Source organism: Stenotrophomonas sp. YJH_SMC_6, assembly GCF_059371335.1.
This window is the reverse complement of the sequence record NZ_JCAFUM010000001.1, coordinates 49,715-65,983: the sequence shown is the minus strand read 5'-3', so window position 1 is coordinate 65,983 and position 16,269 is coordinate 49,715. Positions and strand designations below refer to the sequence as shown.

Below are 16,269 nucleotides of genomic sequence, written 5' to 3'. Positions count from 1 at the left end.
GTTGACGTTGCCTTGGCTTGAAGCAGGTGCCGGGCGCAGCCCGGCCGTATCATCCCAGCATGCCCCGCGAAAACCTCAACGACCTGCAGGCCTTCGTCCACGTTGCCCGCGAGGGCAGCTTCACCAAGGCCGCCGCCCAGCTGGGCGTGTCCCAGTCCGCGCTCAGCCATGCCATGCGCGGCCTGGAACAGCGCCTGGGCGTGCGCCTGCTGACCCGCACCACCCGCAGCGTGTCCACCACCGAAGCCGGTGCCCGCCTGCTCGACACCCTGGGCCCGCGCCTGGCCGAGATCGAGGACGGACTGGCCGCGCTGGCCGAATACCGTGAACGCCCGGCCGGCACCATCCGCATCAATGCCACCGGCCATGCCGCCGAATACATCGCGTGGCCACGGCTGGCGCCGCTGCTGCAGCAGTATCCAGACCTCAAGGTGGAACTGGCCGCCGACTACGGGCTGGCCGACATCGTGGCTGAGCGCTACGACATCGGCATCCGCCTCGGCGAACGCCTGGCCCGCGACATGGTCGCCGTGCCGATCAGCCCGCCGCTGCGCATGCGCGTGGTCGGTGCACCCAGCTACTTCCGCCAGCACGTGGTCCCACGCCATCCGGACGAGCTGTCAGACCACAACTGCGTGACCCTGCGCCTGCCCACGCATGGCGGGCTGATGCCGTGGGATTTCGGCCAGGACGGCAACGAACTGAGCGTGCGCGTGAGCGGCCAGTGGACCTTCAACACCATGGGCATGACCCGCGCCGCTGCGCTGGCCGGCAGCGGGCTGGCCTGGCTGCCGGAAGACCAGGTGCAGCCGATGCTGGACGATGGCCGCCTGCAGTCGGTGCTGGACGACTGGTGCCCGCACTTCGATGGCTACTACGCGTACTACCCGTCGCGCCGCCACGTCACGGTGGCGATGCGCACGGTGCTGGATGCGCTGCGCGGGCCGATGGCTGGATGAGGTGTGCGGACCAACGGTCCGCACCCACCTCGGTCCGCACCCGGTGATCAGCCCTTGGCTTGCGCCGCACGCTGTGCGTTGTAGCGCTCACCGACGATCGACACTTCATCAAGCGCCTGCGCGATGCGCTGCAGCTCCTCCGGCGCCAGCTGCAGGTCAGCCGCGCCCAGGTTCTCTTCCAGGCGGTGGATCTTGGTGGTGCCCGGAATCGGCACGATCCACGGTGCCTGCGCCAGCAGCCAGGCCAGCGCCACCTGCGCCGGGGTCGCGCCGCGTGCTGCAGCAATCGTACTGATGCGATCCACCAGCGCCTGGTTGGCGCGGCGGGCGTCCACTTCAAAGCGCGGCACGCTGTTGCGGAAATCGTTGGCGTCGAAGGTGGTGTCGGCGTTGATCGCGCCGGTCAGGAAGCCACGGCCGAGCGGACTGAACGGCACGAAGCCGATGCCCAGTTCCTGCAGGGCCGGCAGCAGTTCGCGCTCCGGTTCACGCCACCACAGCGAATACTCGCTCTGCACGGCAGCCACCGGCTGCACCGCGTGCGCACGGCGCACGGTGGCGGCGCTGGCCTCGGACAGGCCGAAGTGGCCGACCTTACCCTCGGCGATCAGGTCGCGCACTGTGCCGGCCACGTCCTCGATCGGCACGTTCGGGTCGACACGGTGCTGGTAGAACAGGTCGATATGGTCGGTGCGCAGGCGCTTGAGACTGGCTTCGGCCACGGCGCGGATGTTCTCGGGGCGGCTGTCCAGGCCGGTATCGGTGCGCGCATCCTTGAAGCCGAACTTGGTGGCGATCACCAGCTTGTCGCGGTAAGGCGCCAGGGCCTCGCCGAGCAGGTCTTCATTGGTGTACGGGCCGTACACTTCGGCGGTGTCGAAGAAGGTCACGCCGCGCTCGACGGCAGCGTGCAGCAGGGCGATGCCCTGGCTGCGCTCGACCGGCTGGCCATAGGCATGGGTCAGGCCCATGCAACCCAGGCCCAGGGCGGAAACCTTCAGGCCGCTGCGGCCGAGTTCACGTGTCTGCATCGTCGTGCTCCAGAGGGGGAACGCTGACGATACGCCTGCAGGGGCTGCCGATTGAATGGGCAGCGTTGCAGTTGGTCATGACTGGAATTCATCAATCGCCAACGCGCCCGGTAGAGTCGACTGTTAGTCGACTGCTCTTTCACCGGCCGGGAAAATCCCGCGCTGCGCGCGAGAGTCGACTGACAGTCGACTCTACAGATCTGCAGGTCACCGGATCTCGGAGATCTCCACGCCATCCAGGCCCTGTGACAGCGTGCGTGCGTCGCCGCCCTGGCTGAGCTTGATGCGCAGGCGCACTTCGTTCTGCGAATCGGCGTAACGCAGCGCGTCCTCGTAGCTGATCTCGCCGGCCTGGTACAGCTCGAACAGGCTCTGGTCGAAGGTCTTCATGCCCAGCTGGACCGAGTCCTTCATCACTTCCTTCAGCTTGTGGATCTCGCCGTCGCGGATGTAGTCCTGCACCAGCGGCGTGCCCAGCAGGATCTCCATCGCCACCTTGCGCGAGCGGCCATCGGGCGACGGCACCAGCTGCTGCGCGACCACGCCCTTGAGATTCAGCGACAGGTCCATCAGCAGCTGGTTGCGGCGGTCTTCCGGGAAGAAATTGACGATGCGGTCCATCGCCTGGTTGGCGTTGTTGGCATGCAGGGTGCACAGCACCAGGTGGCCGGTTTCGGCGAACGCGATGGCGTGGTCCATGCCTTCGCGGGTACGCACCTCACCGATCATGATCACGTCCGGCGCCTGGCGCAGGGTGTTCTTCAGCGCGGCTTCCCAGCTGTCGGTATCGATGCCGACTTCGCGCTGGGTGATGATGCAGCCCTCGTGCTTGTGCACGAACTCGATCGGATCTTCGATGGTGATGATGTGGCCGGTCGAGTTCTGGTTGCGGTAACCGATCATCGCTGCCAGCGACGTCGATTTACCGGTGCCGGTGGCGCCGACGAACAGGATGATGCCGCGCTTGGTCATCGCCAGCGTCTTGATGATCGGCGGCAGGCTCAGTTCTTCCACCGTCGGAATGCGCGTCTCGATGCGACGCAGCACCATGCCGACCTGGTTGCGCTGGTAGAAGCAGCTGACGCGGAAGCGGCCGACACCGGACAGGCCTATGGCGAAGTTGCATTCGTGGGTCTTCTCGAATTCCTCGCGCTGCGCCGGGGTCATCACGTTGAGGACCAGGTCGCGGCTCTGCTGCGGCGTGAGCGGGGTCTGCGTGATCGGCGAGATCTTGCCGTTGACCTTCATCGCCGGCGGCATGCCCGCAGTGATGAACAGGTCCGAGGCGCGCTGGTGCGCCATCAGCTTGAGGAACGAAGTGAAATCGATGGTGGTCGCGGTGGTGTTCACGGCAGGCTCCCGGAAAGCGGTTTACCAGGTAACGGTCGGTGGAGGAAACAACACGGGAACAGCGGCGCACTGGTGCACGCTGCCCCGTTACTGCCCCGCCTTACTCGAACAGGCGCTTGTCCTTGGCGTACTCACGGGCCTGGTTTCGGGTGATCAGGCTGCGCTTGACCAGGTCCTGCAGGTGCTGGTCCAGGGTCATCATGCCGTACTGCTGGCCAGTCTGGATGGCCGAATACATCTGCGCCACCTTGTCCTCGCGGATCAGGTTGCGGATGGCCGGGGTGCCGACCATGATTTCCCACGCTGCGGTACGACCGCCGCCAACCTTCTTCAGCAGCGCCTGCGAAATGACCGCACGCAGCGACTCGGACAGCATCGAGCGCACCATCGGCTTTTCGCCGGCCGGGAACACGTCGATGATGCGGTCGATGGTCTTGGCCGCCGAACTGGTATGCAGGGTGCCGAACACCAGGTGGCCGGTTTCCGCTGCGGTCAGTGCCAGGCGGATGGTTTCCAGGTCACGAAGTTCGCCCACCAGGATGATGTCCGGGTCCTCACGCAGCGCCGAGCGCAGTGCTTCATTGAAGCCATGCGTGTCGCGGTGCACTTCGCGCTGGTTGATCAGGCACTTCTGCGAGGTATGCACGAATTCGATCGGATCCTCGACGGTGAGGATGTGGCCGTATTCGTTCTTGTTGATGTAGTCGATCATCGCCGCCAGCGTGGTCGACTTGCCCGAGCCGGTCGGACCGGTCACCAGGATCAGGCCCTGCGGCTGCTGGATCACTTCGCGGAACAGCGGCGGGCAGGCCAGGTCCTCTAGGGTGAGCACCTCGGACGGAATGGTACGGAACACCGCACCGGCACCGCGGTTCTGGTTGAAAGCGTTCACTCGAAAGCGCGCCAGCGATGGAATCTCGAAGGAGAAGTCCACTTCGAGGAATTCCTCGTAATCGCGGCGCTGCTTGTCGGACATGATGTCGTACACCAGCGCATGGACCTGCTTGTGGTCCAGGGCTGGGATGTTGATCCGGCGAACGTCGCCGTCGACGCGGATCATCGGCGGCAGGCCTGCGGACAGGTGCAGGTCGGACGCTTTGTTCTTAACGGAAAACGCCAGCAGTTCGGCGATATCCATGAGCGGCTACTCCCCAATAACGGCTTCGACTGGAAGGATCTTTCCCCGGGCGGCAGTATAGCCTCCTGATTCAACGGAACGCGTTACGTGGCCACTCCCCTGCCCCAGATCCTGAGCAACCTGCATGCCGCCGCCGAGGCCGCTGGCAGGCCCGACCCACGCCTGCTGGCGGTGTCCAAGACCCAGCCGGCCGAGGCCGTGGCCGCGCTGGCCGCGCAGGGCCAGCACGCCTTCGGCGAGAACTACGTGCAGGAAGCACTGGCCAAGATGCAGGCGCTGCAGCACCTGGCGCTGGAATGGCACCTGATCGGCCACCTGCAGTCGAACAAGGCCGAGGCCGTGGCCAGCCATTTCGACTGGGTGCAGAGCGTGGACCGCCCCAAGCTGGTGACCGCGCTGGCACGCCATCGCCCGGCCGCGCGAGGCCCGCTGAACGTGCTGATCCAGGTCAACATCGACGACGAATCCAGCAAGCATGGCTGTGCACCGGAGGAAGTGGATGCACTGGCCGCAGCGATTGCCGCCGAACCCACCCTGCGCCTGCGCGGACTGATGGCGATTCCCGCGCCATGGCCCGAAGCCGAGCGGCGTCGGGATGCATTCGTGCGCATGCGCACACTTTTCCAGTCGCTGGCTGCCCAGCACGCGCAGATCGACACGCTGTCGATGGGCATGAGCAGCGACTACGCCGAAGCCATCGCCGAGGGCGCCACCCTGGTGCGCATCGGCACCGCCCTGTTCGGCGCGCGCCCGCGCCCGGCCTGATTTTTCAAGGAGATTTCCATGGCAGCTGATTCCATCACCTTCATCGGCGGCGGCAACATGGCGCGCAGCCTGATCGCCGGCCTGATCCGCCAGGGCGTGCCGGCCGCGCACATCCACGTCGCCGAACCGGTGGCCGAACTGCGCCAGGCGCTGGCCGCCGACTTCGGCGTGCAGGTGCATGACAACGCGAGCGATGCCGCCGCGCAGGGTGGCACCTGGCTGCTGGCGGTGAAGCCGCAGGTGCTGCGCGAGGTCTGCCAGTCTCTGCAGGCGCTGGCACAGGCGAGCCGACCGCTGGTGGTGTCGATTGCCGCCGGCATCACCAGTGCGCAGCTGCAGCGTTGGCTGGGGGGCGACCTGGCAGTGGTGCGCGCGATGCCGAACACCCCTGCCCTGCTCGGCGCAGGTGTGACCGGCCTGTTCGCCACACCGTCGGTGGACACGCAGCAGCACGCGCGGGCCGAGCAGGTGCTGGCCAGTGCCGGGCGCACGGTGTGGATCGACAGCGAGGGGCTGATGGATTCAGTGACTGCCGTTTCCGGCAGCGGCCCGGCCTATGTGTTCCTGCTGGCCGAAGCGATGGAAGCGGCGGGTATTGCCCAGGGCCTGCCGGCCGACGCCGCGCGCACGCTGGTGGTGCAGACCCTGCTGGGCGCCTCGCGCATGCTGGATGAAGCCGGTGAGAGCCCGGCCGAGCTTCGCCGCCGCGTGACCTCGCCCAACGGCACCACCCAGGCCGCGATCGAGAGCTTCCAGGCCGGTGGCTTCGAGGCTCTGGTGGATACGGCACTGCGCGCTGCGCAGGTGCGTGGGCAGGAACTGTCTGCGGCGAATGATTGATCCCGATGTGTGCCGACCAACGGTCGGCACCTACCATCATCCACGCATGGCGTGGATCTACTGATACCTGTCGCCGCTGGAATACACGGTGCGCTGCTGTCTGCGGCGAATGATTGATCCCGATGTGTGCCGACCAATGGTCGGCACCCACCATCATCCACGCATGGCGTGGATGCTCATTGCGCCAACGTGGTCATGACGAAATCGACGAAGCACTGCAACCGCGGGCGCGGCCTGCGGTCGGGCAGGTAGATCAGGTGCATCGGCCGCGGTTCGGGCAGGTAGTCGCGCAGCAGCGGCTTCAACCGCCCGGCTGCAATCTCCCCGGCCAGCAGTGCGGTCGGCTGCAGCACCAGCCCTGCTCCGGCCACGGCGGCTTCGCGCAGTGCAACACCATCATTGCAGGTCAGGCGCGCTTCCCAGTCCACCTGTTCACCGTTGGCCAGCTGCCAGCCGTGGCCACCGCGCCAGGCCAGATGGCTCAGGCAGTCATGCCCTTCCAGATCGGCGGGCGTACGCGGCGTGCCACGCCGGCGCAGATAGGACGGCGCCGCGCACAGGCTCATCGCATACGGTGGCAGCGGCCGCGCCACCACCTCCTGCGACGGCAGTGGCCCGACCCGGATCGCCACGTCGAAGCCGTCCTCGATCAGATCCACACGGCGGTTGCTCAGATCCAGTTCAACGTTCAGCTGCGGCTGCGCGCGCAGCAGGCCGGCCAGTTGTGGCGCCAGCACGCAGCTGCCCCAGGTGGTGGGTGCGCTGACCCGCAGCAGCCCGCGCGGTTGCACCTGCAGTCCAGCCACGTCGGCCTCGGCCTGCTGCACCTGCTCCAGCACCTGCCGGCACCCGGCCAGGTAGGCGCTGCCGGCTTCGGTCAGGCGCTGGCGGCGGGTGTTCCGTTGCAGCAACCCGGTGCCCAGGTGCGCCTCCAGCTGCTGGATGTACTTGCCGACCATCACCGCCGAGACCTGCAGCTGTTCAGCGGCCCCTGCAAAGCTGCCGCACTCGGCTACCGCGACGAAAGCCTGCATGCAGCGAAGGGTATCCATTGCTAATCCGGAGTTAGGAATCTGCAAAGCATACGCCGCTTACCTAACCCCGCTGTGACGGCGCAGACTGCGTTCACTCCCTCACGCAAGGAACGGCCATGAAGATCCTCCTCGTTGGTGCCAGCGGCACCCTCGGCCAGGCAGTCGCCCGCCAGCTCGGCCAACAGCATCAGATTCTCGCCGCCGGCCGCAACAGTGGCGAACTGCGCGTGGACCTGACCGACGACGCCAGCGTCGCCGAACTGTTCTCGCGTACCGGCCCGGTTGATGCGGTGATTTCCACCGCCGGCAAGCTGCACTTCGGTCCGCTGCAGGACATGACGCCGGCGCAGTTCAACCTCGGCCTGCAGGACAAGCTGCTGGGCCAGGTGCGGCTGGCACTGGCGGCGCAGCACCATCTCAACGCCGGCGGCTCGATCACCCTGACCAGCGGCATCGTCAGTGCACAGCCGATCCGGGATGGCGTCAACGCCACCTCGGTGAATGCCGCGCTGGAAGGCTTCGTGCGTGCCGCCGCGTTGGAACTGCTGCCGCGTGGCCTGCGCATCAACGTGGTCAGCCCGAACGTGCTGATCGAATCGATGGCGGCCTACGGACCCTACTTCCCGGGCTTTGAAGCGGTGAGCGCGCAGCGCGCGGCGCTGGCCTTCAAGCGTGCAGTGGAAGGCATCCAGAGCGGCGAGACGATCACGGTCTGGTAAGAAAAAAGGGACGGAGGGGATCAAGTCGTCAATGCACAAACGACATAATCCCCTCCGTCCCCTTTTCGCGGGTCATTCCCAGCGCATCGGGCCGTCGCCGCGTTCGCCAAGCACATCGCCGGGGTTGGCCAGGCGGCAATGCTGCAGCGACAGGCAGCCACAGCCGATGCAGCCGGTCAGTTCATCGCGCAGCAGCTGCAGCATGTGGATGCGCTCTTCCAGCTCGGTGCGCCAGCGCGCGGACAGCTTGGCCCAGTCGGCCTTGGTCGGCGCGCGGCCTTCAGGCAGGCTCTCGAAGGCGCGGCCGACCGCTTCCAGTGGCATGCCCACCCGCTGCGCCACGCGGATCACCGCCAGCCGGCGCAGCACGTCGCGGCTGTAACGGCGTTGGTTGCCCGAGGTGCGCAGACTGCTGATCAGCCCCTTGCGCTCGTAGAAATGCAGCGCGGAAACGGCCACGCCACTGCGCTGGGAGACCTCGCCAACGCTGAGTTCCTGGGATGCCATTGCTTGACCTCAACTACAGTTGAGGTGGCATGCTGCTATCTTCGCCGCCAGTTGACAAGCGCGGCCCGTATCTGACCTGTATGACCCCGACCCTCTCTCCCACTGACACCGGCCTGCCGGCTGAAACGTCGATCCTGTCCGCGCGTTACCGCGCCACGACCATCGGCATGGTCGCGCTGGTCGCGCTGCACGCCTTCGAAGCACTGGCCGTCGCGGCCGCGATGCCCACCGTGGCCGAAGCACTCGATGGCCTGCGCCTGTACGCGCTGGCTTTTGGCGGCACCCTGGCCACCAGTGTGATCGGCATGACCCTGGCCGGTCGCTGGGCCGATCGCCACGGCCCTGCGCGGCCACTCTGGCACGGCCTCGGCTGCTTCGTGCTGGGCCTGCTGCTGGCCGGCTTTGCGACGCGCATGGGCATGCTGGTGGCCGGGCGCCTGATGCAGGGCCTGGGCGCGGGCGCGATTTCGGTCTCGCTGTACGTGATGGTTGGCCGCAGCTACCCCGAACACCTGCGACCGAAGGTGTTCGCCGCGTTCTCGGCCGGTTGGGTGGTGCCTTCGATGGTCGGCCCGGCGTTGAGCGGGCTGATCGTGCAGCATCTCGGCTGGCGCTGGGTGTTCCTGGCGGTACCACTGCTGGCGATACCGGCGGCACTGCTGCTGCGCCCCGCGCTGGCACGCATGCAGCCCAGTCCCGCCAGCACCGCCGACGATGGGCGTGGCAACGTGGTGCGCTGGGCCAGTGGTGCCTCGCTGGCCGCGTTGCTGCTGTACTTCGGCGGTCAGCAACAGGGCCTGCCTGCCCTGCTCTGCATCGGTGTGGCGATGCTGGCGCTGTTGCTCTGTGTGCATCGGCTGCTGCCGGCCGGAACCCTGATCCTGCGCCGTGGCCTGCCCAGCGTGATCGCACTGCGCGGCATCGCTGCGGCGGCGTTCTTCGCCTGCGAGGCCTATCTGCCCCTGCTGCTACAGCGCGAACGCGGGCTCTCGCCCAGCTGGGCCGGCGCAGTGCTCAGCCTCGGTGCGCTGGGCTGGTTCGCCGGCTCGTGGCTGCAGGGCCACCAGCAGCGTGGCTGGTCACGCCAGCAGCTGCTGCGCGCCGGCACGATGATGATGACGGTCGGCATCGCCGCCACGCTGGCCGTGCTGTTCAACGTAGTGCCACTGCCGGTGTCGCTGCTCGGCTGGGCCGTGACCGGCTTCGGTATGGGCATGATCTACGCCAGCCTGTCGGTGTTGAGGCTGTCGTTGTCGGCGCCGCGGGAGCAAGGTGCCAACACCTCGGCACTGCAGCTGAGCGAGGCCCTGTCGGTGACCACCGCGCTGGCGGTCTCCGGCGCATTGTTCGCGTTGTTCGTGGAAAGCACCCCGCACACCGGCTACCTGCTGTGCCTGGCCATCACCTTCGGCCTTGCGCTGTTGGCCACGGTGATCGCGCGACGGGTGTAGCGCCGCCGCGCATCGCGGTAGTGCCGGCCGCTGGCCGGCAACCTCACGAACGCTGGAATGTCCAGATGATGACGGCCAGGGGCCGGCATTACCGCGTACCGGCCCCCACATCATCGATGTCCCGATGCAGGATGCGCCGCACTTCCAGCACCGCCTGCGGGGTCTCCTGCACGCTGTGGCCGGAGATGATCACCTTCTCGGACAATGCACCCGGCAGGTGCGCACTCCAGTACGGCACCAGCCCGTCATCGGATTTGTCCACCGGCAGTTCCGGTTTGCGCTGGGCGATGATCGAGTGGTACTTCAGGCCCGCTTCGATCGGCAGCTGTGCGGCGGCCTTCACGAACGGATCGCTGGCCTTGAGGTTGTCGATGCTGTTCGGAATCTTCGGCTTGGCCGTGCCATCGACCTGCTGTTCGGCCTGCGCCAGTGCCAGGAACACATCCTCGAATTTGCCGAGGATGGTCAGCGGCAGGCGTACCAGGCGACCGATCAGGCGCCCGACCTTGTTGCCGGCAATGTCGGTGCCCTGGTGCGGCGCGGCGATGAAGATCGCGCGTTCCACGTTCGGCTGCGCCTTGAAATGCAGCAACGGCCCCAGCTTGTTCTGCACCCGCTTCAGGCGCTCGCCCTTCAGGTCGTAGTTGGCCAGCAGGTCATTCCACAGTACGTCGCCCGAGTCACTGACCAGCAGGCGCGCCAACACGCCGCCCATGCTGTGGCCGATGTAGACCATGTCCTTCGATGCACGCGTGCTGCCGTTGGGATCGAAGTGCTTCAGCGTGTCGTTGAATGCATTGGCGATCTCGTAGCGGTTCAACGCGATCGGCGCATTGGTCGGGTAGTAGACCTGCCACACCTGGAACTGCTGGCGCAGCTCGGGGTCGCCCATGATCTCGTTGGCCAGGTTCACCCAGGCTTCCGGGCTGCTGGCCAGGCCGTGCAGCATGAAGATGATGCGACGATTCGGGTCCCACGGCTGCATCAGGTAGATGTGCGGTTCGCCGATGCCCTCGCTCATGCCGAACAGGGTGCGCAGCGATTGCCGGGCGAAACCGCTCTGCGCCAGCCACAGGCCATAGGCGGCGGTGAAGTTGCCGGCCAGCGGCACCTGCTCGCCATGCAGGGTGATGCGCTCGGTGGCTTCGGGCGAATAAGCGTCCAGCTCGACCCGGCGCGTGCGCATCACATCGTCCAGGTTGCTGCCCTCGAAGCGCAGCAGTGCGGTGACGTTGATCGAAGACATCTCGCTGAACTCGGGCACCGAATCGTCATGGCGATGACGGCGGCCACGGCGTGCGTCGTCCTCATCCTCCTGCGGTGTCTCGGCCTTGGGGCCCTCGGGTGCGATCACCGGTGCAACCAGCTTCGGCGGGTCCATCACCATCACCAGCTCGGCACCGAAGCCATCGCGGCGATAGGTACTGCGCAGGCCGACGAAGCTGACCGTGCCGGCCGGCACCAGCTGCGCGGGAATGCTCTTCAGGTTCAGCTGCTGGTAGTTGGAGGCCAGCGACCAGCTGCCGACCGTGAGCGGCTTCGTGTAGTCCTCGCCGGCCAGCGCAGCGGCGCGTGCGCGCACGAACAGCACCACTGCCGCCTTCTCGGCCGCGTAGTTGTAATAGTCGCGCACCTGCGTCTGGCGGTCCTCGAAGGCACGGTCGGACGGTGAGCGGCCGCTGTAGAACAGGTAGGCATAGGCATAGCGCGCCGCTTCCAGCCAGGCATCCAACGCCGCATCGCTCATCGGCGGATCGCCGGCAGCCGTCTTCTTCGGCGTCATCGCCAGCGCGGCCTTCACCCACAGTTCGGACAGCGCCGACAACCGCTGCTCGACATTGAGGTCGTCGGTCATCAGCAGCGTGCTGCGGCAGACCAGGAAGTCCTTTTCGCACTGCGACTCGTCCAGGCCTGCCGCGCTGAGCGTCTCGCGCGCGGCCGGGCTGAGCTTGCCCGTGTTGAGCACGTCGGCACGCTTGTTGACCAGCGAATCGCTGGACTTGACCTGCTTGACGGTAACCATCGCGCAACCGCTGCTACCCAGCAGCAGGAAGGCAGCGAACAACACCGGCAGCAGGCGCTGCCAGCGGCGTGGGAGGAATCGGGTCATTGCTGCGGGTCCTGCTCGGTGCCGGGCACGCCCTGGCGGATTACGGTGGAGAAGTGGTCGCCGCTGCCCAGGTCCAGCGCACGCTGGGTGATGCGGCCCTTGTCATGCAGCTCGGCGTACGGCACACCTGGAGCGAGCGCGCCGACCTCCTGCGCGTACTCGGCCAGGTAACCGGACAGCAGCAGGCGGTAATCCAGCGGCAGGCGCGGTGCGATGTGCCGGGCCAGGTCGAAGACGATGGTGGTGCAGTTGCTGGTCAGCGTGTTGTAGAAGCCGGGCTTGGCATCCAGTTCGCGGGCCTGCGCGATGTACGCAGCGAACAGTTCCTTCAGCTGTGCGCGGTTCATGCCATGCAGCCGGTACAGGTAGACATCCTCGCCGCGCGCGTTGGTGCGGGTGCGGATGATGTCGGTCTCCTCCGAAGCTACCAGGGTCATCTCGAACTTGCGGAAGAAGCCGCCCAGCGCAGAGAACGATTCACCGCGCTCCTTGCGGATCTCCAGCGAGAACACCACGTGGCGGCCGTCCTCGAAACCAAACGAGATCAGGGTGTGGGCGATGGCCGGGCCCATCCAGTACGACAGCACCAGATCGGCCGAGCGCAACTGGTCCAGGTCGTACTCGCGGCGCACCCAGCGGGCGTCGTAGTCGTTTTCGCTGCGCCAGCTGAAATCACGCACGTTGTCCAGCACGACGTGGCGGCCATCGAAAGACACCACGTGCAGGCGCTGGGCCACGTCATCGGCCCACACGCGGTCCTGGCGCGGGGTCAGCAGCAGCCACCACAGGCCGGCCAGCGCCAGCGATGCCCCGAACGCCAGGCCCAGGCGGCGCGAGGCACGGCCCCGCGCGACCCGCCACGACACCCACAGCGCTACCAGCAGCCACAGCCCGGCGACGCCGGTAGCCAGCCAGCCCGGCCCCGGCAACTGATAGGCCAGCAGCCCGGTCACCCACAGCGCCAGCAGCGCCATGGCACTTCCTGTCATCCATCGTCCTGCGGCTTTCACTGGCATCCTGTCGCGGTCCTGAAGCCGCATAGTTAGCCACAAGCGGGTTCACCGTGGCATCTACGGCCCGTTCAGGCACATCGGCGCACCGTCTGCGGCGGCCCCCGCGGCCAGACGGATCACACAGGAGCAATGATGGGCATCACTTCCGTGGCCGGCGTTCCGGTCCAACCCCAGCACCGCGCAACCTGCCACTGCGGCACCGTCGAGCTGCTGCTGGACCTGCCGGACGGCATCGTCGATCCCCGCCGCTGCGACTGCTCGATGTGCCGGCGCCGGGGCGCCATCGCCGCCAGCGTCCCCCGCCAGGGCCTGCAGGTGCTGCGCGGGCAGAACCACCTGCAGATGTACCAGTTCAACACCCATGTGGCCGAGCACTACTTCTGTGGCGTGTGCGGCATCTACACCCATCACCGGCGCCGCTCCAACCCCGACCAGTACGGCTACAACGTGGCCTGCCTGGAGGGCATCGACCCGTTCGCGTTGGGGGTGATCCCGGTCAGCGATGGGGTCAACCACCCATCAGACCGCACCGGCTAGTGGCGCGTGCGCCGCGGCGGCGTGGCCACCTTCTGCCAGGGCGCCATGCCGCTGCGCCCGGCCCGCGCCGGGCGTTTCAGCCAGGGCCGGCGCGGCGGTGCCGGTGGCGCATCCGCGGCCGGGGGAGGAAGCGGTCGACGGCCAGGCCAGAGATGATCGAGCAGCCACATGGCAGGTCTCCGTGGGGGACGGGGACGACCAAGCCTAGGCCCGGGTGGGCATAGGCAGCGTGAGCGGGACACGACAACGGGATGACGGCGAAGGCGGGCGATGAGCCTGCTACGCAGTACGCCCGACCAACGCGTCTTTACGTTTCCGCAGCAACAGGTGCAACAACGCAGCACATGCGGCGGTCAGCAGCGCCAGTACACGCAGCAGTGTTGCCAGCGCCTCACTACTGGCATGCTGCAGCTGCATGCGACTCATCGCCGGTAGCAGTGCCTGCGCCTGTTCCCGCGCCCCCGTGGCCAGATAGGCACCGGCACGCGCCAGCGATGCCGGCGACGCGCCCTGCAGCTGATGGCCGATCAGCAGCGCAAGCAAGGCAGTGACTGCGGCCAATGCGATGCCCTCACCGGCTACACGCACGGTCCCGAAGATGCCGGCGGCCATGCCCGCACGCTGTACCGGCACCACGCTCACTGACAGCCCATCCATCAGCCCCCATGGCAAGGCCGTCCCTGCACCGACCAGCATCAGCCACGGCACCCACTGCGAAGGCGACGGCTGCGATGCATGGCGCGACAGCAGGTACAGGCCAGAGGCACAGACCAGCAGTCCCAGCGTGCACAGCCGCGCACTTCCCACGCGCTCCGCCCAGCGCGCGGCCAGCATCGGCAGCACCAGCATCGGCGCGGACAGGGCCAGCATCTGCAACCCCACCAGGGTCGCGCTCTGGCCGTGCACGCCCATCAACTGAAGCGGCAATACCACCAGCAGCACCACGTAGCCGAAGCAGGTTGCGACCGGCAGCAGCTGGACACCGAGGAACGCCGGTTGCGAGAACAACGAGAGGTCCAGCAGGGGTGAGCGGTGCAGTCGTTCGATGCAGATGAACGCTGCGCCCAGCAGCAGCGTCGCCAACAGCGCCAGTTGCACGCGCACGGTATGCAGGCCGAACTCGCCCAGCCACAGCAGGGCCAGGGTCAACGCTGCCAGCATCAGGCTGAAGCCCAGCATGCCGCCGACATCCAGCCGCCCGCGTTCACCGTGGCTCTCGGGCAACACACGCGCGCCCAGTACGAAGGCGGCGAATGTCAGCACGCCGCCGACGGCGAACACACTGCGCCATCCCAATGCCTGCAGCAGCAGACCCGCAAGCAGCGGCCCCAGCGCCAACCCCGCACCGAATGTGGCGCCCAGCAGGGCGAACACACGGCCACGCATCGGCCCCTGCCAGGCATGCGCGAGCGCAGCCGTGCCGGACGCCAACGCCGCTGCGGCGGCAACGCCCTGCAACCCACGCGCCAGATCCAGCCACAGCAGCGTGGGCGCGAGGCAGACGACGATCGTGGCGACGGTGAAGCCTGCTGTGCCCAGCAGGAACAACCGCCGCCGGCCATAGCGGTCGGCCAGGCCACCGGCAGCGAGCAGCAGGCTGCCGAAGGTGAGCATGAAGGCGTTGGTCACCCAGGCCAGCACGCTCGGCGACGACGCCACGGAACGGGCCAGCGCGGGCACCGCGACGGCACCGGCCGAGAAGGACAACGGCAACGCCAGTGCGGCCAGGCAGACGGCAAGCAGGGTCCAGCGCTGCTGCGTCTGGACAGGTACAGGGAGCATCGAAACCGGGGCCATGCGGGCCTCCATCCATCAGGGGCATTGATGATGGACAGGCCGCTATTCCTGAAAAACAGGCTCGATGGACATTGATTGCGTCTCAATGTTCCGTAATCATGCCCCGCATGGACTCCATTTCTGCCCTGCTCGCCTTCGTCCGCACCGCGGAGGCCGGCAGCATCGTGGGTGCTGCGCGTGCACTTGGCCTGTCCGCGTCGGCGGTCGGCAAGCGCATCGCCCGCCTTGAACAGGAGCTCGGCACCCGGCTGTTCCAACGCACCACCCGCCGCGTGCATCTCACCGACGAAGGCGAACTGCTGCTGCAGCGCTGTCGGCGTGCACTGGACGAGCTTTCCGAAGCACAGGCGGACCTGGCGCAGCGACAGCATGCCCCCAGCGGGCTGCTGCGCATCGGCCTGCCCACCATCGGGTACCGCTTCCTGCTGCCGGTGCTGCCCGGCTTCCAGCAACGCTATCCGCAGGTGCAGCTGGAACTGGACTTCAACGACCGTATCGTCGATGTGGTCAGCGAAGGCCTGGACGCGGTGATACGCAGTGGTGAACTGGCCGATTCCAGCCTGACCGCACGGCGACTGGGCGGCTTTCGTTTCATCCTCTGTGCGGCGCCGGGCTACCTGCAGGCGCATGGCACGCCCGGTGATGTGAGCGAGCTGCGCATGCATACCGCGCTGCGTTTCCGTTACCCCACCACCGGAAAGCTGCATCCGTGGCAGCTGCCGGGCATCGAAGGCGATGCGGGGGCACGCCTTCCCACGGCGATGACCTGCAACAACATGGAGGCCGTGCTTGCCGCTGCGATCGGTTGCATGGGCCTGGCCTGGATGCCTGACTTCCTCGCAGCCGACGCGCTGGCCGATGGCCGCCTGCAACGGGTACTGCCTGCGCTGCCCACGCACCAGGGGCAGTTCTCGCTGCTATGGCCCGGTGGGCGCCATCCCAGTGCACGCCTGCGGGTGTTCATCGACTACGCCGTTGCGCATCTGTTCCAGGGCGACAAGGCGTAGCGGGTCCACAG

14 protein-coding genes and 1 pseudogene are annotated in these 16,269 nt (G+C 67.1%); 7 read left to right on the top strand and 8 right to left on the bottom strand.

Annotation, left to right across the window (positions count from 1 at the left end; all coding sequences use genetic code 11):
* The first annotated feature begins 59 nt into the window (after window positions 1–59).
* Window positions 60–959, top strand: coding sequence for a LysR family transcriptional regulator (locus AC5P9N_RS00365; protein ID WP_099484780.1), 900 nt, complete (start codon window positions 60–62; stop codon window positions 957–959).
* Between the two features lie 47 nt (window positions 960–1,006).
* On the opposite strand, the gene AC5P9N_RS00360 is transcribed toward AC5P9N_RS00365, so the two are convergent.
* The 3 genes from AC5P9N_RS00360 to AC5P9N_RS00350 form a co-directional block, all read right to left on the bottom strand.
* On the bottom strand, window positions 1,007–1,990 hold the full coding sequence (locus AC5P9N_RS00360) for an aldo/keto reductase (protein WP_099484773.1): 984 nt from the start codon (window positions 1,988–1,990) through the stop codon (window positions 1,007–1,009).
* A 207-nt stretch (window positions 1,991–2,197) separates the two neighbouring features.
* Entirely contained in the window at window positions 2,198–3,340 is a 1,143-nt protein-coding gene (locus tag AC5P9N_RS00355; RefSeq protein ID WP_005408369.1) for a PilT/PilU family type 4a pilus ATPase, read from the bottom strand.
* Between the two features lie 100 nt (window positions 3,341–3,440).
* Window positions 3,441–4,478 carry a type IV pilus twitching motility protein PilT gene (locus AC5P9N_RS00350; RefSeq protein WP_004147099.1) on the bottom strand — a complete coding sequence of 346 codons (1,038 nt, stop codon included), beginning with the start codon at window positions 4,476–4,478 and terminating at the stop codon, window positions 3,441–3,443.
* Between the two features lie 87 nt (window positions 4,479–4,565).
* Here AC5P9N_RS00350 and AC5P9N_RS00345 point away from each other — a divergent pair, with 87 nt between their 5' ends.
* Window positions 4,566–5,243, top strand: coding sequence for a YggS family pyridoxal phosphate-dependent enzyme (locus tag AC5P9N_RS00345; RefSeq protein ID WP_005412486.1), 678 nt, complete (start codon window positions 4,566–4,568; stop codon window positions 5,241–5,243).
* An 18-nt stretch (window positions 5,244–5,261) separates the two neighbouring features.
* Window positions 5,262–6,083 (top strand): pyrroline-5-carboxylate reductase, encoded by an 822-nt coding sequence (gene proC, locus AC5P9N_RS00340; protein ID WP_005408367.1) that lies wholly within the window; start codon window positions 5,262–5,264, stop codon window positions 6,081–6,083.
* Window positions 6,084–6,259: 176 nt separating this feature from the next.
* Here proC and AC5P9N_RS00335 read toward each other — a convergent pair whose 3' ends face one another.
* Window positions 6,260–7,135, bottom strand: a complete 876-nt coding sequence (locus AC5P9N_RS00335) for a LysR family transcriptional regulator (protein ID WP_049397189.1) — start codon at window positions 7,133–7,135, stop codon at window positions 6,260–6,262.
* Window positions 7,136–7,206: 71 nt separating this feature from the next.
* Here AC5P9N_RS00335 and AC5P9N_RS00330 point away from each other — a divergent pair.
* Window positions 7,207–7,836 (top strand): annotated as a pseudogene (locus AC5P9N_RS00330) (short chain dehydrogenase); the annotation flags it as partial.
* Between the two features lie 72 nt (window positions 7,837–7,908).
* Here AC5P9N_RS00330 and soxR read toward each other — a convergent pair.
* The gene (gene soxR, locus AC5P9N_RS00325) at window positions 7,909–8,343 is read right to left on the bottom strand and encodes a redox-sensitive transcriptional activator SoxR (protein ID WP_005415534.1); all 435 of its coding nucleotides are present in this window, start codon (window positions 8,341–8,343) and stop codon (window positions 7,909–7,911) included.
* 29 nt (window positions 8,344–8,372) lie between these two features.
* Between soxR and AC5P9N_RS00320 the strand changes: the two genes are divergently transcribed.
* Window positions 8,373–9,794: an MFS transporter gene (locus AC5P9N_RS00320; RefSeq protein WP_164212654.1), complete on the top strand. Its 1,422-nt coding sequence runs from the start codon at window positions 8,373–8,375 to the stop codon at window positions 9,792–9,794.
* Between the two features lie 88 nt (window positions 9,795–9,882).
* Here AC5P9N_RS00320 and AC5P9N_RS00315 read toward each other — a convergent pair whose 3' ends face one another.
* Entirely contained in the window at window positions 9,883–11,904 is a 2,022-nt protein-coding gene (locus AC5P9N_RS00315) for an esterase/lipase family protein (protein ID WP_012479329.1), read from the bottom strand.
* A complete protein-coding gene (locus tag AC5P9N_RS00310) occupies window positions 11,901–12,878 on the bottom strand; it encodes an Lnb N-terminal periplasmic domain-containing protein (protein WP_044569600.1) in 978 nt (325 codons plus the stop codon). Before AC5P9N_RS00310 ends, AC5P9N_RS00315 begins: the two co-directional genes overlap by 4 nt.
* A 171-nt stretch (window positions 12,879–13,049) precedes the next feature.
* Here AC5P9N_RS00310 and AC5P9N_RS00305 point away from each other — a divergent pair, with 171 nt between their 5' ends.
* Entirely contained in the window at window positions 13,050–13,454 is a 405-nt protein-coding gene (locus AC5P9N_RS00305; protein WP_033834825.1) for a GFA family protein, read from the top strand.
* Window positions 13,455–13,733: 279 nt separating this feature from the next.
* Here the strand turns inward: AC5P9N_RS00305 and AC5P9N_RS00300 are convergent, their stop codons facing one another.
* Window positions 13,734–15,251 (bottom strand): MFS transporter, encoded by a 1,518-nt coding sequence (locus AC5P9N_RS00300; RefSeq protein WP_065183977.1) that lies wholly within the window; start codon window positions 15,249–15,251, stop codon window positions 13,734–13,736.
* Window positions 15,252–15,358: 107 nt separating this feature from the next.
* On the opposite strand from AC5P9N_RS00300, the gene AC5P9N_RS00295 reads away from it, so the two are divergent.
* Window positions 15,359–16,258 carry a LysR family transcriptional regulator gene (locus tag AC5P9N_RS00295; RefSeq protein ID WP_024956087.1) on the top strand — a complete coding sequence of 300 codons (900 nt, stop codon included), beginning with the start codon at window positions 15,359–15,361 and terminating at the stop codon, window positions 16,256–16,258.
* Window positions 16,259–16,269: the final 11 nt, after the last annotated feature.

What these genes read in the sequence shown, in the direction of transcription:
- AC5P9N_RS00365 (WP_099484780.1), top strand. Translation starts at nt 60, where the DNA reads ATGCCCCGCGAAAACCTCAACGACCTGCAGGCCTTCGTCCACGTTGCC.
- AC5P9N_RS00360 (WP_099484773.1), bottom strand. Translation starts at nt 1,990, where the DNA reads ATGCAGACACGTGAACTCGGCCGCAGCGGCCTGAAGGTTTCCGCCCTG.
- AC5P9N_RS00350 (WP_004147099.1), bottom strand. Translation starts at nt 4,478, where the DNA reads ATGGATATCGCCGAACTGCTGGCGTTTTCCGTTAAGAACAAAGCGTCC.
- proC (WP_005408367.1), top strand. Translation starts at nt 5,262, where the DNA reads ATGGCAGCTGATTCCATCACCTTCATCGGCGGCGGCAACATGGCGCGC.
- AC5P9N_RS00335 (WP_049397189.1), bottom strand. Translation starts at nt 7,135, where the DNA reads ATGGATACCCTTCGCTGCATGCAGGCTTTCGTCGCGGTAGCCGAGTGC.
- soxR (WP_005415534.1), bottom strand. Translation starts at nt 8,343, where the DNA reads ATGGCATCCCAGGAACTCAGCGTTGGCGAGGTCTCCCAGCGCAGTGGC.
- AC5P9N_RS00320 (WP_164212654.1), top strand. Translation starts at nt 8,373, where the DNA reads ATGCTGCTATCTTCGCCGCCAGTTGACAAGCGCGGCCCGTATCTGACC.
- AC5P9N_RS00315 (WP_012479329.1), bottom strand. Translation starts at nt 11,904, where the DNA reads ATGACCCGATTCCTCCCACGCCGCTGGCAGCGCCTGCTGCCGGTGTTG.
- AC5P9N_RS00310 (WP_044569600.1), bottom strand. Translation starts at nt 12,878, where the DNA reads ATGGCGCTGCTGGCGCTGTGGGTGACCGGGCTGCTGGCCTATCAGTTG.
- AC5P9N_RS00305 (WP_033834825.1), top strand. Translation starts at nt 13,050, where the DNA reads ATGGGCATCACTTCCGTGGCCGGCGTTCCGGTCCAACCCCAGCACCGC.
- AC5P9N_RS00300 (WP_065183977.1), bottom strand. Translation starts at nt 15,251, where the DNA reads ATGGCCCCGGTTTCGATGCTCCCTGTACCTGTCCAGACGCAGCAGCGC.
- AC5P9N_RS00295 (WP_024956087.1), top strand. Translation starts at nt 15,359, where the DNA reads ATGGACTCCATTTCTGCCCTGCTCGCCTTCGTCCGCACCGCGGAGGCC.